The organism is Yersinia sp. 2540 StPb PI (assembly GCF_052217165.1).
Taxonomy (GTDB): domain Bacteria; phylum Pseudomonadota; class Gammaproteobacteria; order Enterobacterales; family Enterobacteriaceae; genus Yersinia; species Yersinia enterocolitica_E.
On the sequence record NZ_JAZGQC010000001.1, the window covers coordinates 3,111,110 to 3,135,056 of the forward strand.

Genomic DNA, 23,947 nt, shown 5'->3' on the forward strand with positions numbered 1-23,947 from the left:
AGTATGAATTCAATACAGGGCGCGCATGATAGCACACCCCTCCTCGCTTTTCCCTTAATCGCGTTGCTTGAGAAAAGCGATGGCTTTCGCCAAATCACGGGTGCGGGGTGCTGGCGGGAGGCTATTAAGGAACATCGCGCCATAAGGGCGCATCACCAGGCGATTATCACAGATAACCAGCACGCCGCGATCGTCGATGTCACGAATCAAACGCCCCACACCTTGTTTCAAGGTAATAACGGCATCAGGCAATTGCACATCATTAAACGGGTCACCACCACGTAGACGGCAATCTTCGATGCGGGCTTTCAACAAAGGGTCATCCGGTGAGGTAAACGGCAGTTTGTCGATGATGACACAAGATAACGCGTCGCCCCGCACATCCACCCCTTCCCAGAAACTGCTGGTCGCCACCAGCAGTGCATTGCCTGCTGCTACAAACTGTGCCAGCAACTGCCCCTTGCTGGTTTCGCCTTGCACCAAAACGGGTAGCGTCATACTGGCGCGGAACTCTTCGGCTAAACCACGCATCATCTGGTGTGAGGTACACAAAAAGAAGCAACGCCCTTTATTGGCATCAATCAGTGGCTTTAGCATCACCGCCAGCTTACGGGCAGCCCCAGGTTCATTCGCCGAAGGCAAATTGCGTGGCACACAGAGTAATGCCTGATTGGCGTAATCAAACGGACTGGGCAGGAGTAGCGTTTTGGCGTTCGTTAGCCCCAACCTTGAGGTGAAATGTGATAACTGATCATTAACCGACAGTGTGGCAGAGGTAAAAATCCAGCTTCCCGGTTTTTCTTCTATCAGCTCACGAAAACGATCAGAAACCGACAGCGGTGTCAACGCCAGTACGAAATGGCGTGAATTACACTCATACCAATAGCTGTAGCCGGGTGTAGTGACATCTTTTAAACGCTTAAGGCGGTTGCGATACACCGTTGCACGTTCAAAAGCGGCATCCAGCATAGCTGAGCGGCCAAGGGAAAGCTTCATCACGTCATAACACAGCTCCAACGCATCATCGAGCAACAGCAACGCCCGCTGAATCGCCGGTTGTTCCAGTACATCACGTAAATTGCCGCGATACCCCGGGTCGCCGAGCACCAGACGGAAATCTTGCGTGCTTTGCGTCAGACGGTCGGCGCTTTTTTGCAATTGGGCGGAGTCGCGCACTTCGGTGCGATAGGCAATAATAATATCTTTTGCCAAATCCATTAGTTGTCTACTGGTCAGTTGCTGACCAAAGTATTGGCTGGCAATATCGGGGATCTGGTGGGCTTCATCGAAAATCATCACATCTGCGGTGGGGATCAGTTCGGCAAAACCGCTCTCTTTCACCACCATATCCGCCAAGAACAGATGGTGGTTCACCACCACTATATCTGCATCCATCGCCTTACGGCGGGCTTTCACCACAAAACAATCTTTATACAGCGGGCAATCACTGCCCAGACAGTTATCATTGGTACTGGTGACCAACGGCCAGACAAAGCTATCCTCAGCCACCTGGCCACAGGTACTGATATCACCATCGATGGTTTCGGCTGACCAGCCACGCAAACGAACCAAATCAACCAATGTCTCACTGGCTAATTCACCCCCGGCCAATGATTGCTGTTCAAGCCGTTCCAGACAAAGATAGTTTGAGCGCCCCTTTAATAAGGCCAGCTTCCCTTTGTATTTGAGAGCAGTCGCTACCGTGGGTAAGTCACGCGAATAGAGCTGATCTTGTAACGCTTTCGAACCTGTGGAGATAATCACTTTGCAATCAGCACGCAGTGCGGGCGCCAAATAGGCAAATGTTTTACCGGTACCGGTACCTGCCTCTACCACCAATTGTTGTTTGGCATCAATAGATTCACTGATGGCCGCCGCCATTCGGCGCTGAGACTCTCGGGGGTTAAAACCTGTAATGGCCTGCGCTAATGCGCCGTCTGTTGCAAAATCGTCTGTCACGCGTTCTCTTCCGGGCGAAATCAGCGGTGATTATGCCAAGCCTATCGCCCCGCGACCACACATTCTCATCACAAGCTATGCTACCCTACTACTGATAACTGACATTGACATTCACACAAGGGAGTGAAAATGAGTATTGAACGAATTAATCCAGAAAAACGTTGGTCAGATGCTGTGGTATTTAACAACACTATCTATTACACCAGCGTACCGGAAAATCTGGATGCAGACGCCACGGCGCAAACTGCCAACACACTGGCAGCAATAGATATGATATTGAATCAGCTCGGTTCAGATAAAGGCCGTATTTTGGATGCCACCATTTTTCTGGCAGACAGTGCGGACTTCGCGGCGATGAATGCGGCGTGGGATGCCTGGGTGGTTGATGGCAATGCGCCAGTGCGTTGTACCGTCGAAGCCAAATTGATGAATCCGAAGTACAAAGTTGAAATCAAAATTATTGCGGCTATTTGATTTTGCGATCTGCGGGGCGACTGCACTGATGGGCACTCTGACGGCTCGCGCCCCTTGTATTTTAAACAAATAAGGACCCATTCAGTACATTTCCCCGCTTATCAGCTTCGATTAAAAACTGTCACTCGATATAGCCAAAGTAATTGCAGTTGCAGGTAGGCGGCCAGCAAACAAATCCCGATCAGCTTACACCGGTAAGTGATTCGGGTTTGCGCGCGCAGCCAACCCCCTGCAGCTTCAAGTACAAAGGGGATATCAGGACAGCTTAATCATCACCATGCCGGCCAGTAGCAAAATCAGGCCAATCCAGCCTTTATAGTTCAGACGCTGATTAAACAAAATCCAACCCGCGGCCACAGTGGCGGCAATACCGAACCCGCCCCACAAGGCATAAGCCACTGATAATTCAATGCCTTTCACTGCTTGTGCCAAAGCACTGAATGCCCCTAACACTGACAGCAGTGATAGTATGCCTAACCATACCCGGCGAAAACCATCTGACATTTTCAGCAAGATATTGGCAATGATTTCCAGGATGACCGCCAAAATCAGAAACGCAATATGGTAAAACTCAAGCTGTTGCATGCTGCTCACCTGAATTGTTGTGCGGGCTGCCTGGTTTCTTCGGCTTACGCGTCCCTGACTTCACTAACATTATGCCGCCGATCAAGGTCACTAAACCGGCAAGTTTCAGTGGTGATAAGCTTTCATCAAACCACAGCACGCTAAAAACAGTAATAATCAGGATGCCAATCCCTTCCCACAGGGCATAGGCCACGCCTAGCGCGACTTTCTTCACTGCCAGAGCCAGTAAAATGTATGAACCGGTTATCATAAAATACATCACGATATGCCCGGTCATCTCACCACTGACACTGGCATATTTCATTGATAACGTGCCGATAATTTCTGCGACAATCGCTAAACCTAAAAATATCCAATAAATCATCATTCTTCTCCTAACACAGCTACCCTATCGATTTCAAAGTGCAAGCAGCGGCCTCAAAGAGGCGAGGCCCATGGACGGCCGAGTAATAAGTGGCCAACATCCCTGCTATTTGAATAATGACGGGTAAAACGCACGCTAAGGTCTATTTGTTACGGTTATCCTAATTCGATGCCCTATTCACAAGGAATAGACATGCGCAGGCCGTAAGAAATAGAAACTCACTTGGCGTATAAACTTTTTTATACCCTAAATAATTCGAGTTGCAGGAAGGCGCTAAGCAAGAGACCCCCGATGAGCTTACATGAGTAAGTGATTCGGGTGATTGAACGCAGCCAACGCACATGCAGCTTGAAGTATGACGGGTATTTAAGATGGAAGAATAAAGACGCTACAGCTCGCTACACCAGTGATGCTCACTGGCCAGAATGGCTGACAGGAAAAGTTGACAGGTAGAAGGTTTGAAAGTAATTCCATTAGTTTTAATCATAATATATCTCTTTTTTTTAGCCACACCTGCTTTAGCTACATACTTGTTTGCCAAACCTAGTGTGATACGCCTAAAACCCTCATCAAAATGGAATAATTCACTGCTGTATTTTTACCACAGCCAATTTTATAAAGCAAACCATCAATTTTATAAATAGTTTAAAAAAAGAGATTATAAAATAATAAGTTAGTGGTTTTAAAAAAACAAAACCCCTGCATGGCAGGGGTTTATAGTTTGACGAGATTATGCGAATTATCTCGTCAGTTCAGGAGGTTAGAACAGCTTATGCTGTTGCACCCGCCACGGCTTGTTTGGCTAATTCAGTAATACGAGCGTAGTCCCCTTTTTCCAGCGCATCTGCCGGAACCAACCATGAACCGCCAATACACAATACGCTTTTCAGCGCCAGGTAATCACGGTAGTTATTCGGGGTAATGCCGCCGGTTGGGCAGAAACGCACTTGCGAGAATGGGCCGCCGATGGCTTGCAATGCTTTAACACCACCGTTAGCTTCTGCCGGGAAGAATTTAAACTCACGCAGGCCATAACTCATACCCAGCATCAGTTCTGAAACGGTACTGATCCCAGGAATTAATGGGATTGAGCCTTCAGTGGCTGCCTTAAGTAATTCATCAGTCAGCCCTGGGCTGATAGCAAATTGCGCGCCAGCCTCAACCACATCAGCCAACTGCTGTGGATTGAGCACAGTACCTGCGCCGACAATCGCCTCAGGAACTTCTTTTGCGATAGCACGGATAGCCTCAACAGCACAAGGGGTGCGCAACGTCACTTCCAGCACCCGAACACCGCCAGCCACCAGGGCTTTTGCCAACGGTACCGCCTGCTCGAGCTTATTAATCACAATCACCGGGACCACGGGGCCTGCGGTCATGATCTGTTCTGCGCTCGTTTTCCAGCTTTTCATCAGTTGTTATCTCCACTTATGCCGATTGGCATGTACTCACCCGAGGGTGCCAGTTGAAATATGGCAGGCAGAACATGCATTCCTGCTTCTGCCTGCCATAAAGAATCACAATGCGAGCCAGCTAACGACTCTTTATTATTGCGCCTAAGTGAGGCGCTGTTATCGAATAATAAATAATTTATATCCTAAACAATTCGAGTTACATGAAGGCGGCAACTAAGCAAGTCCCCAGGAGCTTACACAAGTAAGTGACTGGGGTAACTAATCTGCCGGGAGCAGATTTGAACGCTGTTTGCAGCGGCCTCGCACAGGCGAGGCCCATGGTCGGGCCGAGTAACAAAGGCGGCCAACACACATGCAGCTTGAAGTATGACGGATATTTATTCGAACTCGTTCCATGAACGACCGTCGCGGGTAATCATGGCAACGGATGCCACCGGCCCCCAGGTTCCAGATTGATATGGCTTAGGTGCGTCATTGTCAGCCGCCCATGCATCCATAATGGAATCGACCCATTTCCACGCTTCCTCAACCTCATCGCGGCGCACAAACAGTGCCTGAATACCACGCATGGTCTCCAGCAACAGACGTTCGTAGGCATCAGCAATATGCTGCTCGTTAAAAGTTTTGGAGAAGCTGAGGTCCAGCTTAGTGGTTTGCAGACGGTGTTTATGCTCCAGACCTGGCACTTTATTCAGCACTTCAATCTCGATACCTTCATCCGGTTGCAAGCGGATCGTCAGCTTGTTTTGAGGCAATTGCTGATAAGACTCGCGGAACAGATTCAGTGCCGGGTTTTTAAAGTAAACCACCACTTCAGAACATTTTGTTGGCAGACGTTTGCCGGTTCTCAGATAGAACGGCACCCCAGCCCAACGCCAGTCATCAATATCGACACGGATAGAAACAAACGTTTCAGTGTTGCTGTTCTTATTCGCCCCTTCCTCTTCCAGATAGCCGGGTACTTTATTACCCTGGACAAAACCGGCGGTATACTGACCACGCACTGTGGTTTCCCGCACATTGGTGTGGTCGATACGGCGCAATGATCGCAGTACTTTCACTTTTTCATCACGAATACGGTCAGTACTGAGATCTGCTGGCGGTGACATGGCAATCATGGTCAGGATTTGCAGCAGATGGTTCTGGATCATGTCACGCATCTGGCCGGCCTGATCAAAATAGCCCCAGCGCCCTTCAATCCCGACCTCTTCGGCAACCGTGATCTGCACATGGTCAATAGTGCGATTATCCCAGTTAGAAGCAAACAGTGAGTTAGCAAAACGCAGAGCCAACAGGTTCAGTACCGTCTCTTTACCTAAATAGTGGTCGATACGGTAAACCTGACACTCGTTGAAATATTCTGCCACTTGATCGTTAATCACCCGAGAAGAGGCCAGATCCTTCCCTAACGGTTTTTCCATTACCACACGAGCAGGCTCTTTATTCAGCCTTGCTTCGCCCAATCCTTTACAAATTGCACCAAACGTATTGGGTGGCATGGCAAAGTAGTTAATGGTGGTACGATTTTTTTGATCCAGCATCTTGCCCAATTTGGCAAAGTGTTTGCTGTCATTGACATCCAAATTACAGAAGTCGAGACGAGAACTGAGCTTTTGCCACAATTCATCATCCATCTTCTCTTTCATAAAGGTATCGAGGGCTTCCTTTACCACGGCTGTGTACGCGTCTTTGTCCCACTCGGCACGGCCTACGCCGATGATGCGAGTATCTGGGTGGATGTGACCCGCTTTCTCTAATTGGTAAAGGGAAGGCAGCAGTTTCCGGCGAGCCAAGTCTCCCTTAGCGCCGAAAATCACCAGATCACACGCCTGGGCTGCCTGGGCTGTATTAGTTACCGCCATGTTATTCTCCTCGTTGCAGGATATTTGTAATTTTCTTACATTACTAATGTACTCTCTTTGACTATAGCCAGTAAACCCAGATAAAAGCAGAGCAAAAAAGGTTAAAAAACATCCATCAGAGTGCCAGGCCGCGCCAAATAAGGCCGTGCAACTTTAAAATGTAATTTTATGACGTTTTTGACAACTATTTACCATTATGAAAATTAGACACAGGTCATATTCTGGTGAAAAAACCTTACTTCCCACCCTATGCCACTGCCAACGGGTCCCAGCTCGTAGTATATTTTCATTAAACCGGCATAGATTTCTCCTTTAAATGAAATCGGTAAAACCCATGGGTGACTCTCGATATATGAATACGCTGGAAAATATCCAAAATAGTCTGGACCTCCTGAGCAAATCAGAAAGGAAAGTCGCTGAGGTGATCCTCGCCTCCCCACAAACTGCCATCCATTCAAGTATCGCGACACTGGCCAAAATGGCGAACGTTAGCGAACCGACGGTTAACCGTTTTTGCCGCCGACTGGACACCAAAGGTTTCCCTGATTTTAAACTGCATTTGGCGCAAAGTCTGGCAAATGGCACACCTTATGTGAACCGCAATGTTGAAGAAGATGATAGTGTAGCCGCTTACACGACAAAAATTTTCGAATCGACCATGGCCAGCTTGGATATGGCGAAAAACAATTTAGATATTGCGGCCATTAATCGGGCAGTAGATTTACTGACTCAGGCGAAGAAAATTTCGTTCTTTGGCCTTGGCGCCTCTGCCGCGGTTGCCCACGATGCGATGAATAAATTTTTCCGTTTCAATATTCCGGTAATTTATTTCGATGACATCGTTATGCAACGTATGAGTTGTATGAATTCCAGTGAGGGTGATGTGGTGGTATTGATCTCTCACACTGGCCGGACGAAAAACCTGGTCGAGTTGGCCCACTTAGCCCGTGAAAACGATGCCACAGTGATTGCTATCACCTCGCGCGATACACCGCTGGCAAATGAAGCAACACTATCACTGCTGCTGGATGTGCCGGAAGATACTGATATGTACATGCCGATGGTCTCCCGTATTGCTCAATTGACATTAATTGATGTGCTGGCAACCGGGTTTACCCTACGGCGTGGAGCAAAATTCAGGGATAACCTGAAACGTGTGAAAGACGCCTTGAAAGAATCGCGCTTTGATAAAGGTTCACCGCGCGTCAACAGCGGTGAATAACGCCAAGGGCAGAACTCGCTTTGTGTTGTGTTAGCGCATCTTCTCGAGTAATAATTTGACGTATTATTGGAAAATAGTCCTTGTATGGCGGCGGTAAACGTTACCAAAACCGATAAGGGGTAAATAGCTCGCTTTTGTAATGTTGTCATTGATGTATTGGTGGTGCCCGGATGGGGCCATTTTTGCATCAATCGTTTTACATCCGCAAGCGGATAACATGCATGGCGCTGTGTGGTAAAACAGGGTTATCGTATCGCATGTCGTCGTAAAATTTGATCTTAATTACATTTTACTATCGGATTCATTATCCGCTGTTTTAACAACACCATGCTTCATCAGTCAACGGAGTAAGAGATGTCCAGACGGCTCAGAAGGACCAAGATTGTTACTACACTGGGGCCGGCTACCGACCGCGACAATAATCTGGAAAAGATTATTGCTGCTGGTGCTAACGTAGTCCGCCTGAATTTTTCCCATGGTAGCGCCGAAGATCATGTGTTGCGGGCCAATAAAGTCCGTGAGATCGCTGCAAGATTAGGGCGCCATGTTGCTATTCTTGGCGATTTGCAAGGTCCTAAAATCCGGGTATCTACTTTTAAGGAAGGCAAAGTATTCCTTAACGTACATGATAAATTCTTGCTCGATGCCAATATGGCAAAAGGCGAAGGTGATAAAGACAAAGTCGGTATCGATTACAAAGGCCTACCCGCTGATGTGGTTCCTGGTGATATTTTGCTGCTGGATGATGGCCGGGTACAATTAAAAGTCATTGAAGTCCAGGGCATGAAAGTGTTCACCGAAGTTACTGTCGGTGGCCCTCTCTCCAATAATAAGGGCATTAATAAGCTCGGTGGCGGTCTGTCGGCAGAAGCGCTGACAGAAAAAGACAAAGCCGATATTATTACCGCCGCTAAAATCGGGGTGGACTTCCTGGCTGTTTCGTTCCCACGGACTGGCGAAGATTTGCATTATGCCCGCCGTTTGGCGCGTGATGCTGGCTGTAATGCACAAATCGTGGCGAAAGTTGAGCGTGCTGAGGCGGTCGCAACCGATGAAGCTATGGATGATATCATCCTGGCCTCTGATGTGGTGATGGTTGCCCGTGGTGATTTGGGGGTGGAAATTGGTGACCCAGAGCTGGTGGGAATTCAGAAGAAACTGATCCGCCGTGCTCGTCAGCTTAACCGTGCGGTTATCACCGCGACTCAAATGATGGAGTCAATGATAACCAACCCGATGCCAACCCGTGCGGAAGTGATGGACGTTGCTAACGCCGTGCTAGATGGTACTGACGCTGTTATGTTGTCAGCAGAAACCGCTGCCGGTCAGTATCCAGCAGAAACGGTTGCTGCTATGGCACGAGTTTGTCTGGGTGCAGAGAAGATCCCAAGTATCAATGTGTCTAAACACCGCCTTGATGTGCAATTCGACAATGTCGAAGAAGCTATCGCGATGTCGACCATGTATGCAGCGAACCACCTGAAAGGTATCACTGCCATTATCGCCATGACCGAATCTGGCCGTACGGCACTGATGATGTCCCGTATCAGCTCCGGTTTGCCTATCTTTGCGATGTCGCGTCATGACCATACTTTAAATCTGACGGCAATCTACCGTGGTGTCACACCAGTTTATTGTGATACCCATACTGATGGTGTTCTGGCGGCCAGTGAAGCTGTCAGCCGACTGAAAGATAAAGGTTTCCTGGTCTCAGGTGATCTGGTTATTGTAACGCAGGGCGATGTGATGGGGACTATTGGTACGACCAATACCAGCCGCATCCTACGTGTTGAATAGTTTATTGTAGCCAATAAATGCAAAAGCCCGCGACTAAAATGTGCGGGCTTTTTTTATGTTTAATCACGATAGCGACGGTTAAATATCCTTACGAACATAAGGTTCTATCTCACCCTCTTTACGGGTTTTCAACAACTTAAGAATCCAGGTATATTGCTCCGGGTTGGGTTTGACCAACAACTCAACTTCTTCATTCATACGGCGGGCAATATAGGCGTCATCAGCATCAGCCAAATCATCCATCGGTGGACGAATATAGATATCAAGGCGGTGTTCGCGATAATTATAGACTGGGAACATCGGTACGATTGCCGCACGACATACTTTCATCAAACGCCCTATTGCTGGCAAGGTCGCCTTATAGGTGGCAAAGAAATCAACAAATTCACTTTGCTCAGGGCCATAATCTTCATCCGGCAAATAGTAGCCCCAGAACCCCTGGCGCACTGAACTGATAAATGGCTTGATGCCACTTTCACGCGCATGAATTCGCCCACCAAACCGCAAACGGGCACTATTCCATAAATAATCAACTAGCGGATTGCGCTGATGATGGAACATACCGGCAACCGGTTTGCCCTGTTCTGCGAGCAGCATTGCCGGTATATCGATCGACCAGGCATGTGGCACCAACAAAATGACATTACGCTGCTGCTGCTGCAACTCGTCAAGAATCTCCAAACCGTGCCAATGAACCCGAGAGAGTACTTTCTTCGGTTCACGAAAGCACAGTTCTGCCATCATCATCAACGGTTGCGCCGCAGTGGCAAACATCTGGTCAATGATATGTTCGCGCTCAGCTTCGGGCAGCTCTGGCATACAATAAAGAAGATTAATCCGCGCGCGACGACGGGCGCTCTTGGCAAACTTGCCCGCCAGACGGCCAATCCCTGCTAACAAAGGATCGCGGAATTTCGGTGGCACATAAGCCATCGCAGCCATAGAACCGGCCCCCAACCATACCCCCCAAAACCGTGGGTGGAGGAAAGATTTCTTAAATACCGGAATAAAGCCAGCGGCGTCATTTTTATCTTTATGCATGGGGGAACTCTTGGAATTCTGTGGGCTAATAATAGTATACCTTTCATCCTTGAAGCCACAGGGTTGCTAGCTACTCCCACTCACCCGAATCACTTAACCTAAGTTCATTGGGATTGGTAGGTTTGCTGCCCCCTGCAACTCCACGGTCTGGGTATAACACTCCGGTAGATAGTGGTTACTGGATAGTGGTTAATCCAGTTGTAACTGCGGAATGACCTGCTTGGCGATAGCCAGATAGTCACTGCGGTCTTTACCACTCAAGCCTTCTGAGCGCGGTAATTTAGCGGTTAATGGATTAACTGCTTGCTGATTCATCCAGAATTCATAGTGCAAATGAGGACCAGTAGAGCGGCCAGTATTACCTGACAATGCGATACGATCACCACGTTTTACTTTTTGACCTGGCTTGACCAACAACTTTTTCAGATGCATATAACGGGTGGTGTATTGGCGACCATGACGGATAGCAACATAGTTACCCGCCGCCCCACTGCGTTTTGCGATCACGACTTCCCCATCACCGACGGCGAGTACTGGCGTCCCGACAGGCATAGAGAAATCCACACCTTTATGCGGGGCAATACGCCCGGTTACCGGGTTTAGGCGGCGTGGGTTAAAGTTTGACGACACCCGGAATTGCTTCATGGTAGGGAAACGCATGAAACCACGGGCCAGGCCAGAACCAAGCCGGTCATAAAATTTACCGTCATCGGCACGGATAGCGTAGTAATCCTTACCACCGGAACGCATACGCACCCCGACCAGTTGGCTTTGCTCACTGCGACCATCAAGAATTTCACGTGACATCAAAACCGAGAATTGATCACCTTTACGCAGTTTAGCGAAGTCAAGCTGCCACTGTAATGCTTTAGTGACCGCGCGAATCTCGGAAGCCGTCAAGCCCGCCTTCCTGGCGCTGGTGACAAAGCTGCCATCAAGGCGACCCGTCAGAACCTTGTTGCTCCACTCACCTTTTTGTAGCTCTTTGGTCTCTTTGAAATTATTGCCAACACGGTCATAAGTCCGCGTTTCACGACGAGAAACTTCCCAAGTCAGGCGCTGTAAATCACCGGTATCATTGACGGTCCAAGAGATTTGCTGCCCTATCTTCAAATTACGCAGATCACGGTTTTGCGTCGCCAACAGCGACACATCAGAGATATCAATGCCGTACTGGGTAAGAATACTGCTTAGGGTATCCCCAGTTGAAACCACATACTCATGAACACCGGTTTCACTGACATCTTTGGCATCTAGCTCATCTTGCGGAATTTCATCATCAGGCGTGGGCTGATCGATGGGTTCGCTGGCTTCAGGTAATAAAATGCGGGTTTGGCTGGTATCTAATACCACGCTCTTAGCGACAGGTTCATGCTCGGGGTGATAAACAAAAGGCCGCCAAACAGCTACGGCCAGAGTCATTACAGTCAACGACCCCAGCATAATACGGTGGGGTCGAGGGAGATTGTTATACGCCAAGGTGATAGTTCGGACTATCTGCTGCACTTATGAGTATCCTTTTAATCTTACTTCAGGCAGCTCACGTATTGGTTCGACAACTGAGACAAAAAGTTCACATAGCTGTCCTTGCCTAATACGATGCCGCTGCCCAAGGGATCCAAGGTGCCTGAACGCACATTTGTTCCTTTAGCAACGGCATTAATGACGGCCGGCCTGAATTGTGGCTCAGCAAAAACGCATACCGCTTTATGCTCAACCAACTGTGTTCGAATTTGATGTAAACGCTGCGCACCAGGCTGTATTTCGGGATTGACTGTAAAATACCCTAACGGGCTCAAGCCAAAGTGTTTTTCAAAGTAGCCATAGGCATCATGAAAGACGAAATATCCCTTACCTTGGGCAGGCTTCAACATAGTAGCAATATTTTTTTCGTTTTGCGCTAGTTGATCCTCGAATCGGCGCAGGTTTGCATCTAATTTGTCCTTATTTTGTGGCATAAGTTCCAATAATCTCTCGTGAATAGCGATTGCAGATTGTTTCGCAATCGTTGGCGACAACCAAATATGCATGTTGTTCTCGCCATGATGGTGCTCGTCACTGTGATTATCTTCAGCATGATCATGGTCATGCCCTGCGGTTTCACCTTCATGTTCATCATGTTCGTCACCTTTGATCAATAAAGGTGTAACTGAAGGTAACTCAGCCAGTGCAATCTTTTTATTATCAGCAACTTGTGTCAATGGTTTTGTTAAAAATGCTTCCATTTCTGGTCCGACCCAAATAACCAGCTCGGCACTGCGTAACCGCTGGACATCCGACGGACGAAGCGCATAATCGTGTGGCGATGCACCATCGGGCAATAATACTTCCGTTGGTAACACCCCATCGGCAATGGCAGAGGCAATAAAACCTAATGGCCGTACTGATGTAACGACCGCCGCTGAGGCAATATTAAATGGGTTGGCAATTAAAATTGCGCTGGCTAGCATTGCCCGCTTTAGCCATTTTTTTTTATGTAACATAATACGAATTCTCGACGTTTTGTTGGGTAAAGCGTAATATTATAACATTCACTCGGTTCTGCAAACGTAATCATAATGTCCACATTGGTAACTCTACATAATATATCCGTCACTTTTGGTAGTCGGCGGGTACTGAACGATATCTCCCTTTCACTGCGACCGGGAAGAATTCTCACCCTGCTTGGGCCAAATGGTGCCGGTAAATCGACGCTGGTTCGCGTGGTACTGGGGCTGATTCCTCCCACCAGCGGCACGCTTGTCCGTCAGCCGGGCTTACGCATCGGTTATGTTCCGCAAAAACTCCATTTGGATGCCACATTACCGCTCACTGTAAGCCGTTTTATGCGTTTGAAACCGGGTGTCAAAAAGGCGGATATCCTGCCGGCACTCAAGCGTGTGCATGCAGCACATTTATTAGACCAACCCATGCAAAGGCTGTCTGGTGGTGAGAACCAACGCGTGCTGTTAGCCCGTGCATTACTGAACAAACCGCAGTTACTGGTACTGGATGAACCAACGCAAGGTGTTGATGTTAATGGGCAATTAGCGCTATACGACTTAATCGAGCAACTGCGTAAAGAGTTAGGCTGTGCTGTTATGATGGTTTCCCATGACTTGCATTTAGTGATGGCCAAAACTGATGAAGTATTATGCCTTAACCAACATATCTGCTGTTCTGGCGCACCAGAGGTGGTTTCCACTCATCCTGAATTTATTGCCATGTTTGGCAATCGTGGCGCTGAGCAGCTAGCGGTTTATCGCCACCACCATAATCATCGACACGATTTGCACGGAAAGATTATTTTGAAGAACAGCGGGAGTCGTGAGGCATGATTGAATTATTGCTACCTGGCTGGTTAGCAGGAGTATTATTGGCAACAGCGGCCGGCCCGCTGGGGTCGTTCGTCGTTTGGCGTCGAATGTCCTATTTTGGTGATACTCTGGCCCATGCCTCCTTACTGGGTGTGGCTTTTGGTTTACTGCTAAATGTGAATCCGTTTTATGCCGTGATTGTAATGACCATGGTATTAGCCGTGATTCTGGTGTGGTTAGAACGTCGCCCACAGTTAGCAGTCGATACGCTACTGGGGATCATGGCTCACAGCGCATTATCACTGGGCCTGGTGGTTGTGAGTCTGATGCATAATGTCCGGGTCGATTTAATGGCCTATCTGTTTGGTGATCTGCTTTCCGTAACACTGAGTGATATCTGGTTGATTGCCGTAGGTGTTATTGTGGTGTTAGCAGTGCTGTGCTGGCAATGGCGGGCACTGCTGTCAATGACGGTTAGCCCGGAGCTGGCTCATGTTGATGGGGTCAACCTGGAACGGGTACGGATGTTGCTAATGCTGGTCACCGCACTGACTATCGGGCTGTCGATGAAGTTTGTTGGCGCGCTGATTATCACCTCACTGCTAATCATTCCTGCCGCGGCAGCTCGTCGTTTTGCCCGAACCCCCGAACAGATGGCTGGAATTGCCATCGGTATTGGTATTGTTGCCGTGACCGGTGGTCTGACATTCTCTGCTTTCTATGACACCCCCGCCGGGCCTTCAGTAGTACTTTGTGCGGCGGTCATGTTTGTACTTAGCCTGTCACAAAAGGCGCGTGGATAATTGCTCGATTAAAGGGGGGTTTAGAGTAATAACCCCCCTATCCACCCTTACCATTAATGTTGTCAAACCATTAACTCCCGCCACTAATAGCAATAACCTCGTTCACGATTAGCGTCTATTGCTAAACATTCCAACAATCATCAATTCTGTATTTTATATTTTAATTAGTGTGATCAACCACAAATACAATAAAATTGCAGTGTAATACCCTGCCTATCACTCAAATCAATGAGCAATATAATGGTTATGCAGATACATCTTTCATTTCTGCATGGGCTTGTATGCTCCCAATTTACGCAGAATGATTATTCCGCAGAGGCGGCTCTCATGGATAGATCCACACCCACTGGTTTACTTCAGCAACCCAAACCATTCTTCATGATTTTCTTTGTCGAACTATGGGAGAGGTTCGGTTATTACGGTGTTCAAGGTATTCTTGCTGTTTTCTTCGTGAAGCAGTTAGGGTTTTCACAGGAACAAGCGTTTGTCACTTTTGGGGCTTTTGCCGCTTTGGTTTATGGCCTGATTTCGATTGGTGGATATGTCGGCGACCATTTATTAGGCACTAAACGCACCATGGTATTAGGCGCTATCGTGCTGGCTCTCGGATACTTTGCTACCGGTTTATCACTGTATAACCCAAATCTAATCTTCTTTGCTTTGGGGACCATTGCTGTCGGTAATGGTTTGTTTAAAGCTAATCCGGCTAGCCTATTATCAAAATGCTATCCCCCCAAAGATCCACGCCTTGATGGGGCCTTCACCTTGTTTTACATGTCGATCAATATCGGCTCCCTAATTTCACTGTCATTGGCTCCGGTTATTGCCGAACGCTTCGGTTATACCGTGACCTATTATTTGTGCGGTATTGGTTTGATTTTTGCTTTGTTGGTCTATTTCTGCTGCCGCCATATGGTGAGTCATATCGGTTCCGAGCCTGATGCTAAACCGTTAAATTGGCGAAACTTGCTACTGGTACTGGCTGGTAGTGCAGTGATGATATGTCTCTGCGCTTGGTTAATGAACCATGTGGTGATTGCCAATCTGGTGCTGATCGTCTTATCGTTGATTGTGGTATTTATCTTTTTCAAAGAAGCATTTAAGCAGGATAAATTAGGCCGCAATAAAATGTATGTCGCTTTTATTCTGATGATTGAAGCTATCGTCTTTTACGTGCTGTATGCACAGATGCCAACGTCACTCAACTTCTTCGCCATCAATAATGTTCATCATGAAATTCTTGGTTTCACTATCAATCCGGTGAGTTTCCAGGCACTAAATCCATTCTGGGTAGTGGTGGCCAGCCCGATTTTAGCCTCAATTTATACCCGCCTGGGCAGTAAAAACCGTGACTTATCGATGCCGGCCAAATTTACTTTAGGTATGTTTTTATGTTCACTGGGTTTTCTGACAGCGGCCGCTGCGGGGATGTGGTTTGCTGATGCACAAGGTCTGACATCACCTTGGTTTATCGTTCTGGTTTACTTATTCCAGAGCCTGGGGGAATTGATGATCAGTGCTTTAGGTTTAGCGATGGTGGCGGCACTGGTACCGCAATATCTGATGGGCTTTATTCTGGGGATGTGGTTCCTGACGCAAGCCGCATCGTTCCTGATTGGCGGTTATGTTGCCACCTTTACCGCGACACCAGAAGGGATAACAGACCCACTCGAAACACTGCCTATCTATACCGATGTTTTTGGCAAAATTGGTATCACCACCCTGGCCATTGCACTGGTTATGGCGCTACTCATTCCATGGCTTAATCGAATGATTAACATACCTGTCGGCGAACAAGCAACCGCCTGACTATCACTCCATCAGGGCTGGCATTGGCTCAGCCCTGCATCAAAAAATTTACTCTTCGCGGGTAATCCCAAAATGTTTGTAGGCATGATTGGTGGCAATTCGCCCACGTGGTGTGCGTTGAATAAAACCTTGTTGGATCAAATAAGGTTCCAGCACGTCTTCAATCGTTTCCCGCTCTTCGCCAATCGCGGCGGCTAAGTTATCCAGCCCGACCGGACCGCCCATAAACTTGTCAATCACGGCGAGCAACAGCTTACGGTCCATAAAGTCAAACCCTTCGGCATCGACATTAAGCATATCTAGCGCTTTCATCGCCACATCGCCGTTAATCGCGCCATCGGCTCTGACTTCAGCAAAATCTCGCACCCGGCGCAGCAGACGGTTAGTGATACGTGGCGTCCCTCTTGAACGACGCGCCAGTTGATGAGCCCCTTCTGGCGTCAGTTCCAACCCCATACACTTGGCACTGCGCGCGACAATATGTTCTAAATCTGCCACCTGATAAAACTCCAGGCGTTGCACAATACCAAACCTGTCACGCAGTGGAGAGGTCAATGAACCGGCGCGAGTGGTGGCACCAATCAGGGTAAATGGCGGCAGATCAAGTTTGATTGAACGGGCCGCGGGGCCTTCACCAATCATGATATCCAATTGATAATCTTCCATTGCCGGATAGAGGATCTCCTCTACAACCGGCGATAATCGATGGATTTCATCAATAAACAGGACATCGTGTGGCTCAAGATTGGTCAGCATCGCCGCTAAGTCACCGGCCTTTTCCAAGACCGGGCCGGAGGTAGTTCGCAGGTTCACCCCCATCTCATTAGCAACAATATTTGCCAATGTGGTTTTACCCAGCCCTGGCGGGCCGAAAATCAGGACATGATCAAGCGCGTCGCCACGCTGTTTTGCCGCCTGAATGAAGATTTCCATTTGCTCGCGGACGTGGGGCTGCCCGACATATTCAGCCAATAGCTTTGGTCGGATAGCCCGATCAATGCTCTCTTCATCACTGATAATACCTGCCGATATCAGGCGGTCTGCTTCAATCATCCTGTATGACTCACTCTATAATGCGGAACGCAGAGCGTCGCGGATCAGGGTTTCACAGTCAGCACCCGGTTTAGCTATTTTGCTCACCAAACGGCTGGCTTCCTGTGGTTTATAGCCCAAAGCAACCAGTGCCGAAGCAGCTTCCGCCTCAATATCGGCATCCGATGTTTGCGATGAACTGGCGGGCAACTGAATATCGCCGGTATTATTGAACAGATCGCCATTCAGACCTTTAAAGCGGTCTTTCATTTCCACCACCAGCCGTTCGGCCGTCTTCTTGCCGACACCGGGTAATTTAACCAACGTGGTAATGTCTTCCCGTTCAACCGCGGCCACAAATTGCTGCGCAGACATGCCGGAGAGAATGGCCAGCGCCAGTTTAGGGCCGACACCGTTAACTTTAATCAGTTCGCGAAACAGCGCCCGCTCCTGCTTATCATTAAAGCCATACAAAAGCTGAGCATCTTCACGCACGATAAATTGGGTAAAGATAATGGCTTCCTGCCCCAAGTCCGGCAGCTCATAAAAGCAGGTCATTGGTAATTGGACTTCATAGCCAACACCGTTTGTTTCCAACAGCACCAACGGTGGCTGTTTTTCCAGAATGATACCTCTGAGGCGCCCTATCACGTTGACTCTCTCCTCGTTTACCCGCGGTCGGGTATAAACATAATGGCTGTTTATAGCATAAAAAAGGCTGGATGGATATCCAGCCAACAATAACTGTTAACCTGTTCGCGTCTGGTAATGGGTTAGCGAATTCTGCCACGCGCCAATGTCATTTGATCATTGCCCAATCGCAAGGTATTTTGACTAAGATGGCAATGGGTTATCGCAATAGCTAATGCATCGGCCGCATCGGCCTGGGGATTCGCTGGCAGTTTTAACAGTGAACGCACCATATGTTGAACCTGACTTTTTTCTGCCGCCCCGGTTCCCACCACAGTTTGCTTTACCTGGCGGGCTGCATATTCAGAAACCGGTAAATTCAGGTTTACCGCAGCAACAATTGCAGCGCCACGTGCTTGCCCCAGCTTTAACGCCGAATCCGGGTTTTTCGCCATAAACACTTGTTCAATAGCAAAAAAATCAGGTTGGAACTGAGTGATAATTTCAGTCACACCAGCATAAATTAGCTTCAGACGAGTAGGCATATCGTCAACAACAGTGCGGATACAGCCGCTGCCCAGATAAGTGAGCTGACGGCCTTGTTGGCGAATAACGCCATAACCGGTGACACGAGAACCGGGATCGATGCCTAATACGATCGCCATACCAGTTTTTTACCTTATTCGCTGCATTGCTTCTCATTAATACTATGTTGAGTAACATTAATGAGCAAAGGCACCGTACCTGTGCAATACCGGGGGGTGCCTCTAAAAACACTGGCCACAGAATGCGGCCAGAGAGAATGACATAACTCATTGAACAACCGGATGAGATGACGCTGTTTTACAATGTTGCCGCCACTTCATCAGAGATTTCACCGTTATGGTAAACCTCTTGCACATCATCAGAATCTTCCAGCATATCGATCAAACGCAACAGTTTTGGTGCGGTTTCCGCATCCAAATCCGCTTTGGTTGATGGAATCAACGCAACTTCAGCACCTTCTGCCACCAGACCCGCTGCATCCAAAGCATCTTTCACCGCACCCAGTGACTCCCAAGCCGTGAACACGTCAATAGCACCGTCATCATATACCACGATATCATCGGCACCCGCTTCCAATGCCGCATCCATCACGGTATCTTCAGCCAAACCTGGTGCGTAAGAAATGACGCCTTTTTTGGTAAACAGATAGGAAACAGAACCATCGGTTCCCAAATTACCGCCGGTCTTAGTGAATGCATGGCGGACTTCAGATACGGTACGGTTACGGTTATCACTCAGACATTCAACCATCACGGCAGTGCCGCCAGGTCCGTAGCCTTCGTAAATAATAGTTTCCATATTGTTATCTTCGTCACCACCAACACCACGGGCAATTGCGCGGTTCAGGGTGTCACGCGTCATATTATTCGATAGCGCTTTATCGATGGCCGCACGTAAACGTGGGTTTGCACCGGGATCACCACCACCCAGACGTGCCGCAGTCACCAGCTCACGGATAATTTTAGTGAAAATCTTACCGCGCTTAGCATCCTGTGCCGCTTTGCGGTGTTTTGTGTTGGCCCATTTACTATGACCTGCCATAAATAAGTATCTCCAAAAATACTAGCTTGAATAAAGAACATACTCTTCAATCGCTTGCTGATTACTCCAGGATTTAGTTAATGCTGCGGCATCTGCAGCATCTAACCACTGGTAGGCAAGATGTTCGGTGATAACCACATCCCGCTCTTCGGGTAACGCCAGACAGAACCAATGTTCTTTATTCCGCGTAACACCCGGCGCATAGCGACGGCGCAAATGCACAAAGAGTTCAAATTCCACACAACGCTGGCAGTCGAGTAGATCAAGGTTTTCACCCAGTATATCAATGCCGACTTCTTCCTTTACTTCGCGCTGTGCGGTTTGCCGCGGCGCTTCCCCCTCTTCCAGACTGCCGGTCACCGACTGCCAGAAATCAGGATCATCACGCCGTTGCAACATCAACACCCGACCACTGGATCTGGCGTAGATAACCGCCAGTATTGATTCGGGGCGCTTATAATTCATTACTGATTCTCTTCTTCCGCTACGTCTGTTGCCCCTTTCTTCGCCACTACGCTGATCGACAGCTCTTGCAGAGAAGCTGGATTAGCAAAGCTTGGCGCATCGGTCATCAGACAAGCCGCCGCAGTGGTTTTCGGGAAAGCAATGACATCACGAATGTTATCAGTACCGGTCAGCAGCATCACCAGACGATCCAGACCGAAAGCCAGACCTGCGTGTGGTGGTGTGCCATATTTCAATGCGTCCAGCAGGAAGCCAAATTTCTCACGTTGCTCGTGTTCATTGATACCCAGAATACCAAACACCTGTTGCTGCATTTCGGTACGATGAATACGCACGGAACCGCCACCCACTTCATAACCGTTAATCACCATATCGTACGCATTGGCGATAGCCGTAGTCGGTGCCGCAGCCAATTGCTCTGGGCTCATCTCTTTTGGTGCAGTAAACGGATGATGCATCGCCGTTAGGCCGCCTTCGCTATCATCTTCAAACATCGGGAAGTCAACAACCCACAGCGGCGCCCATGTTCCCAATTTGGTCAGTTCCAGATCACGACCTACTTTCAGACGCAATGCACCCATCGCGTCAGTGACGATTTTGTTGCTATCGGCACCAAAGAACAGGATATCGCCGCTTTCAGCCTGAGTGCGAGCCAGAATGGCTTCCAGTACCTCTGCACTGAGGAATTTCGCAATTGGGCTTTGTACACCCTCAACGCCGGCTGCACGGTCATTGACTTTCAACCATGCCAAGCCTTTCGCGCCATAGATGCTGACAAACTGGCCGTACTCATCAATTTGCTTACGGGTAACCTGTGCGCCACCGGGAACACGCAGTGCAGCGACACGACCTTTGACATCATTTGCCGGGCCAGAGAATACTTTAAACTCAACGTCTTTAACCAGATCCGCAACATCCACCAATTCCATTGGGTTACGCAGGTCTGGTTTATCAGAACCGAAACGACGCATAGCTTCAGCAAAAGTCATCACCGGGAAATCACCCAGCTCGACACCGTTGGTTTCCTGCCACAATTCACGCACCAGTTTCTCCATCACTTCGCGCACTTGATCGGCGGTCATGAAAGAGGTTTCAACATCGATTTGGGTGAATTCAGGCTGGCGGTCAGCACGCAAATCTTCATCACGGAAGCATTTTACGATCTGATAATAGCGGTCAAAACCAGACATCATCAGCAACTGTTTAAACAGTTGTGGTGATTGTGGCAATGCATAGAACTTGCCTTTGTGTACCCGGCTTGGCACCAGATAGTCACGCGCACCTTCTGGCGTTGCCTTGGTCAGCATTGGGGTTTCAATATCGAGGAAACCATGGCTGTCCATAAAGCGACGGACAAAGCTGGTGATTTTTGCACGGGTTTTCAGGCGATCGGCCATTTCCGGGCGACGCAAATCCAAATAGCGATACTTCAGACGCTGTTCTTCACTGTTGGTCTGATTAGAGTCCAGTGGCAACGGCTCAGAACGGTTGATGATATTCAGCGCATTGGCAAAGATTTCCACTTCACCCGTCAACATATCTTTATTGATTTGGCTATCTGGGCGCGCACGCACGGTGCCGGTAATCTGGATACAGAACTCATTACGCAACTCTGAAGCCTGTTCAAAAGCGGCTTTATGGTCTGGATCGAAAAATACCTGAACGATGCCTTCGCGATCACGCATATCAATAAAAATCAGACCACCGAGGTCACGACGACGGTTAACCCAACCACAAAGTGTAACGCTTTGGCCCACATGGGACAGATTCAACTGCCCGCAATACTCAGTACGCATACAATATCCTTTTACTCAGCCGATGCCACACGCGTTATGCACTGTCCGTGCGACTGTTTTCTTAGGTGTTTTGGATTAAAGAGTCTTGAAAAATGGGGGCCATTATAAAGGAATTTCATGGTATAGATAAGAGCGAACGCACAGCTCAGGCATGACAAAATCCCTTTCAGCGATGTTTTAACACATCATTTAACAAATTTATCCCCTCACAAGGACCGCCCGATAACATATGCTAGCAACAACGGGTCAGCAGGTGGAACCGCTCATCCAGACTTTCGCATAATGATATTGAGGCGTAACAGAATGAAACTTGATGCAAAAACCACCGCACTGGTACTGATTGATCTACAACAAGGGATCTTACCTTTTGCCAAAGGCCCCTATACGGCTGAACAGGTCATCGCCACCAACGCACAATTGGCAAAGCAGTTTCGCCTGCTGGGTGCTCCGGTGGTTTTGGTGCGAGTGGGTTGGTCTGACTCCTTCGCCGAGGCACTAAAACAGCCCGTAGATCAGCCAAGCCCTGCCCCCGAGGGTGGGTTGCCAGACTCATGGTGGACGTTCCCCGAACAACTCGCGGTGGCTGATCAAGATATCAAAATTACTAAACACCAGTGGGGCGCATTTTATGGCACAGATTTGGATTTACAATTGCGCCGACGCGGTATAAAGACCATCGTATTGGCGGGGATTGCCACCAATATCGGTGTGGAATCAACGGCTCGTGCCACTTGGGAGCACGGTTATGAGTTGGTGATTGCCGAAGATGGTTGCAGTACGGCGAGCAGCGAGATGCAGCAGTTCGCATTTACACATATTTTCCCGCGGATATCCCGCGTGCGCAGCAGTAGCGAAATTCTTGCGGCCCTTAACGCGTAACGCTATAACGTCAGCGCAGCTAACAACGCAGTAGCGCCAAGTAAGAAGGGTAAAATATGTATATCGGACTGCCGCAATGGCAACACCCAACCTGGAACCGGCTGGGTATCAAGGATTTAGCTGACTATAGCCGCTACTTTAATTGTGTTGAAGGGAATACCACGTTTTATGCATTGCCACGGCTGGAAATAGTACAGCGCTGGCGTGATATGACGCCGGACAGTTTCCGCTTTTGCTTTAAATTCCCCTCGACGATTAGCCATCAGGCGGCTTTGCGCGAATGTGAGCAAGATCTACAGGCTTTTTATCACTGTTTGGCCCCACTGCATGAACGCATTGGCCAATTGTGGTTACAGTTGCCCGCAGCATTTGGGCCTAATGCGTTGAACCATTTGTGGCAATTTCTCGATAAATTGCCCGCAGGCTTCAATTATGGGGTCGAAGTGCGTCATCCTGAGTTTTTTGCCAAAGGTGCTACTGAGTTGGCGCTCAATCAAGGTTTGCACCAACGGTCAATCAATCGGGTAATATTAGATAGCCGCGCTATTCATGCCGCCAAACCAGCAACTGCGGCCGTACGGGATGCACAAAGCAAGAAACCCCGCCTCCCTGTTCATGCCGTCGTCACTGGCAGTCACCCCTTGGTGCGATTTATTGGTGGCGATCAAATAGATGATAATTTGGCTCTATTTTCGCCATGGTTACAAAGACTGCCACTGTGGGAACAGCAATATCAGCCTTATTTATTCATTCACACACCAGATAACAGCGACTCGCCGCAGCAAGCGCAAAAGCTATGGCAACAGTTGGCAGCACGCATACCGACGCTAGCAACCGCACCTGACTGGCCTGAACAAGTGACGTTGTTTTAAGCTCATCTTTCCAAACACTAAACTGAACATCAAGAAATGACAATCCATCGATTTTTCTA

The 23,947-nt window shown here is 48.5% G+C and carries 22 protein-coding genes; 8 read left to right on the plus strand and 14 right to left on the minus strand.

Annotated features, from left to right (window positions below):
- Positions 1-54: 54 nt before the first annotated feature.
- Positions 55-1,959 carry an ATP-dependent DNA helicase gene (locus V1956_RS14185; protein ID WP_102970416.1) on the minus strand — a complete coding sequence of 635 codons (1,905 nt, stop codon included), beginning with the start codon at positions 1,957-1,959 and terminating at the stop codon, positions 55-57.
- Between the two features lie 129 nt (positions 1,960-2,088).
- Between V1956_RS14185 and V1956_RS14190 the strand changes: the two genes are divergently transcribed.
- Positions 2,089-2,433, plus strand: coding sequence for a RidA family protein (locus V1956_RS14190; protein ID WP_372558926.1), 345 nt, complete (start codon positions 2,089-2,091; stop codon positions 2,431-2,433).
- Positions 2,434-2,688: 255 nt separating this feature from the next.
- On the opposite strand, the gene mdtI is transcribed toward V1956_RS14190, so the two are convergent.
- The 4 genes from mdtI to zwf form a co-directional block, all read right to left on the minus strand.
- The gene (mdtI, locus tag V1956_RS14195; RefSeq protein ID WP_005163022.1) at positions 2,689-3,018 is read right to left on the minus strand and encodes a multidrug/spermidine efflux SMR transporter subunit MdtI; all 330 of its coding nucleotides are present in this window, start codon (positions 3,016-3,018) and stop codon (positions 2,689-2,691) included.
- On the minus strand, positions 3,005-3,382 hold the full coding sequence (gene mdtJ, locus V1956_RS14200) for a multidrug/spermidine efflux SMR transporter subunit MdtJ (protein ID WP_442825812.1): 378 nt from the start codon (positions 3,380-3,382) through the stop codon (positions 3,005-3,007). The genes mdtI and mdtJ overlap by 14 nt, the downstream gene beginning before the upstream one ends.
- Before the next feature lie 770 nt (positions 3,383-4,152).
- Entirely contained in the window at positions 4,153-4,794 is a 642-nt protein-coding gene (locus V1956_RS14205; protein ID WP_005163029.1) for a bifunctional 4-hydroxy-2-oxoglutarate aldolase/2-dehydro-3-deoxy-phosphogluconate aldolase, read from the minus strand.
- A 380-nt stretch (positions 4,795-5,174) separates the two neighbouring features.
- Positions 5,175-6,659 (minus strand): glucose-6-phosphate dehydrogenase, encoded by a 1,485-nt coding sequence (gene zwf / locus V1956_RS14210; protein WP_372558925.1) that lies wholly within the window; start codon positions 6,657-6,659, stop codon positions 5,175-5,177.
- Between the two features lie 334 nt (positions 6,660-6,993).
- Between zwf and V1956_RS14215 the strand changes: the two genes are divergently transcribed.
- Both V1956_RS14215 and pyk read left to right on the plus strand, forming a co-directional pair.
- A complete protein-coding gene (locus V1956_RS14215) occupies positions 6,994-7,881 on the plus strand; it encodes a MurR/RpiR family transcriptional regulator (protein ID WP_372558924.1) in 888 nt (295 codons plus the stop codon).
- 354 nt (positions 7,882-8,235) lie between these two features.
- Positions 8,236-9,678 (plus strand): pyruvate kinase, encoded by a 1,443-nt coding sequence (gene pyk, locus V1956_RS14220; RefSeq protein ID WP_372558923.1) that lies wholly within the window; start codon positions 8,236-8,238, stop codon positions 9,676-9,678.
- Positions 9,679-9,756: 78 nt separating this feature from the next.
- Here the strand turns inward: pyk and lpxM are convergent, their stop codons facing one another.
- The 3 genes from lpxM to znuA form a co-directional block, all read right to left on the minus strand.
- Complete coding sequence (lpxM, locus tag V1956_RS14225) at positions 9,757-10,719, minus strand: lauroyl-Kdo(2)-lipid IV(A) myristoyltransferase (protein ID WP_442825244.1); 963 nt, start codon at positions 10,717-10,719, stop codon at positions 9,757-9,759.
- A gap of 189 nt (positions 10,720-10,908) precedes the next feature.
- Positions 10,909-12,225, minus strand: coding sequence for a murein DD-endopeptidase MepM (gene mepM / locus V1956_RS14230; RefSeq protein WP_372558921.1), 1,317 nt, complete (start codon positions 12,223-12,225; stop codon positions 10,909-10,911).
- A 20-nt stretch (positions 12,226-12,245) separates the two neighbouring features.
- The gene (gene znuA / locus V1956_RS14235; RefSeq protein ID WP_442825245.1) at positions 12,246-13,202 is read right to left on the minus strand and encodes a zinc ABC transporter substrate-binding protein ZnuA; all 957 of its coding nucleotides are present in this window, start codon (positions 13,200-13,202) and stop codon (positions 12,246-12,248) included.
- A 75-nt stretch (positions 13,203-13,277) separates the two neighbouring features.
- On the opposite strand from znuA, the gene znuC reads away from it, so the two are divergent.
- From znuC to dtpB, 3 genes are all read left to right on the plus strand, one after another.
- A complete protein-coding gene (gene znuC, locus V1956_RS14240) occupies positions 13,278-14,036 on the plus strand; it encodes a zinc ABC transporter ATP-binding protein ZnuC (protein ID WP_083158998.1) in 759 nt (252 codons plus the stop codon).
- Positions 14,033-14,818: a zinc ABC transporter permease subunit ZnuB gene (znuB, locus tag V1956_RS14245; RefSeq protein WP_083158999.1), complete on the plus strand. Its 786-nt coding sequence runs from the start codon at positions 14,033-14,035 to the stop codon at positions 14,816-14,818. The genes znuC and znuB overlap by 4 nt, the downstream gene beginning before the upstream one ends.
- 327 nt (positions 14,819-15,145) lie before the next feature.
- Positions 15,146-16,627 carry a dipeptide/tripeptide permease DtpB gene (gene dtpB, locus V1956_RS14250; RefSeq protein ID WP_372558920.1) on the plus strand — a complete coding sequence of 494 codons (1,482 nt, stop codon included), beginning with the start codon at positions 15,146-15,148 and terminating at the stop codon, positions 16,625-16,627.
- A gap of 48 nt (positions 16,628-16,675) precedes the next feature.
- Here dtpB and ruvB read toward each other — a convergent pair whose 3' ends face one another.
- From ruvB to aspS, 6 genes are all read right to left on the minus strand, one after another.
- Positions 16,676-17,680: a Holliday junction branch migration DNA helicase RuvB gene (ruvB, locus tag V1956_RS14255; protein WP_083159001.1), complete on the minus strand. Its 1,005-nt coding sequence runs from the start codon at positions 17,678-17,680 to the stop codon at positions 16,676-16,678.
- Positions 17,681-17,695: 15 nt separating this feature from the next.
- Entirely contained in the window at positions 17,696-18,310 is a 615-nt protein-coding gene (gene ruvA, locus V1956_RS14260; RefSeq protein ID WP_083159002.1) for a Holliday junction branch migration protein RuvA, read from the minus strand.
- A 122-nt stretch (positions 18,311-18,432) separates the two neighbouring features.
- The gene (gene ruvC, locus V1956_RS14265; protein ID WP_005185237.1) at positions 18,433-18,954 is read right to left on the minus strand and encodes a crossover junction endodeoxyribonuclease RuvC; all 522 of its coding nucleotides are present in this window, start codon (positions 18,952-18,954) and stop codon (positions 18,433-18,435) included.
- Positions 18,955-19,132: 178 nt separating this feature from the next.
- On the minus strand, positions 19,133-19,876 hold the full coding sequence (locus V1956_RS14270) for a YebC/PmpR family DNA-binding transcriptional regulator (RefSeq protein ID WP_083159003.1): 744 nt from the start codon (positions 19,874-19,876) through the stop codon (positions 19,133-19,135).
- Between the two features lie 21 nt (positions 19,877-19,897).
- On the minus strand, positions 19,898-20,341 hold the full coding sequence (nudB, locus tag V1956_RS14275; RefSeq protein WP_372558919.1) for a dihydroneopterin triphosphate diphosphatase: 444 nt from the start codon (positions 20,339-20,341) through the stop codon (positions 19,898-19,900).
- On the minus strand, positions 20,341-22,137 hold the full coding sequence (aspS, locus tag V1956_RS14280; protein ID WP_372558918.1) for an aspartate--tRNA ligase: 1,797 nt from the start codon (positions 22,135-22,137) through the stop codon (positions 20,341-20,343). Before aspS ends, nudB begins: the two co-directional genes overlap by 1 nt.
- Positions 22,138-22,440: 303 nt before the next feature.
- Here aspS and V1956_RS14285 point away from each other — a divergent pair, with 303 nt between their 5' ends.
- Positions 22,441-23,016, plus strand: coding sequence for a hydrolase (locus V1956_RS14285; protein WP_420074627.1), 576 nt, complete (start codon positions 22,441-22,443; stop codon positions 23,014-23,016).
- Positions 23,017-23,072: 56 nt separating this feature from the next.
- Positions 23,073-23,888 carry a DUF72 domain-containing protein gene (locus tag V1956_RS14290; protein ID WP_420074626.1) on the plus strand — a complete coding sequence of 272 codons (816 nt, stop codon included), beginning with the start codon at positions 23,073-23,075 and terminating at the stop codon, positions 23,886-23,888.
- Positions 23,889-23,947: the final 59 nt, after the last annotated feature.

What these genes read in the sequence shown, in the direction of transcription:
- V1956_RS14190 (WP_372558926.1), top strand. Translation starts at nt 2,089, where the DNA reads ATGAGTATTGAACGAATTAATCCAGAAAAACGTTGGTCAGATGCTGTG.
- mdtI (WP_005163022.1), bottom strand. Translation starts at nt 3,018, where the DNA reads ATGCAACAGCTTGAGTTTTACCATATTGCGTTTCTGATTTTGGCGGTC.
- mdtJ (WP_442825812.1), bottom strand. Translation starts at nt 3,382, where the DNA reads ATGATTTATTGGATATTTTTAGGTTTAGCGATTGTCGCAGAAATTATC.
- V1956_RS14205 (WP_005163029.1), bottom strand. Translation starts at nt 4,794, where the DNA reads ATGAAAAGCTGGAAAACGAGCGCAGAACAGATCATGACCGCAGGCCCC.
- zwf (WP_372558925.1), bottom strand. Translation starts at nt 6,659, where the DNA reads ATGGCGGTAACTAATACAGCCCAGGCAGCCCAGGCGTGTGATCTGGTG.
- V1956_RS14215 (WP_372558924.1), top strand. Translation starts at nt 6,994, where the DNA reads ATGGGTGACTCTCGATATATGAATACGCTGGAAAATATCCAAAATAGT.
- pyk (WP_372558923.1), top strand. Translation starts at nt 8,236, where the DNA reads ATGTCCAGACGGCTCAGAAGGACCAAGATTGTTACTACACTGGGGCCG.
- lpxM (WP_442825244.1), bottom strand. Translation starts at nt 10,719, where the DNA reads ATGCATAAAGATAAAAATGACGCCGCTGGCTTTATTCCGGTATTTAAG.
- znuA (WP_442825245.1), bottom strand. Translation starts at nt 13,202, where the DNA reads ATGTTACATAAAAAAAAATGGCTAAAGCGGGCAATGCTAGCCAGCGCA.
- znuC (WP_083158998.1), top strand. Translation starts at nt 13,278, where the DNA reads ATGTCCACATTGGTAACTCTACATAATATATCCGTCACTTTTGGTAGT.
- znuB (WP_083158999.1), top strand. Translation starts at nt 14,033, where the DNA reads ATGATTGAATTATTGCTACCTGGCTGGTTAGCAGGAGTATTATTGGCA.
- dtpB (WP_372558920.1), top strand. Translation starts at nt 15,146, where the DNA reads ATGGATAGATCCACACCCACTGGTTTACTTCAGCAACCCAAACCATTC.
- ruvB (WP_083159001.1), bottom strand. Translation starts at nt 17,680, where the DNA reads ATGATTGAAGCAGACCGCCTGATATCGGCAGGTATTATCAGTGATGAA.
- ruvC (WP_005185237.1), bottom strand. Translation starts at nt 18,954, where the DNA reads ATGGCGATCGTATTAGGCATCGATCCCGGTTCTCGTGTCACCGGTTAT.
- V1956_RS14270 (WP_083159003.1), bottom strand. Translation starts at nt 19,876, where the DNA reads ATGGCAGGTCATAGTAAATGGGCCAACACAAAACACCGCAAAGCGGCA.
- nudB (WP_372558919.1), bottom strand. Translation starts at nt 20,341, where the DNA reads ATGAATTATAAGCGCCCCGAATCAATACTGGCGGTTATCTACGCCAGA.
- aspS (WP_372558918.1), bottom strand. Translation starts at nt 22,137, where the DNA reads ATGCGTACTGAGTATTGCGGGCAGTTGAATCTGTCCCATGTGGGCCAA.
- V1956_RS14285 (WP_420074627.1), top strand. Translation starts at nt 22,441, where the DNA reads ATGAAACTTGATGCAAAAACCACCGCACTGGTACTGATTGATCTACAA.
- V1956_RS14290 (WP_420074626.1), top strand. Translation starts at nt 23,073, where the DNA reads ATGTATATCGGACTGCCGCAATGGCAACACCCAACCTGGAACCGGCTG.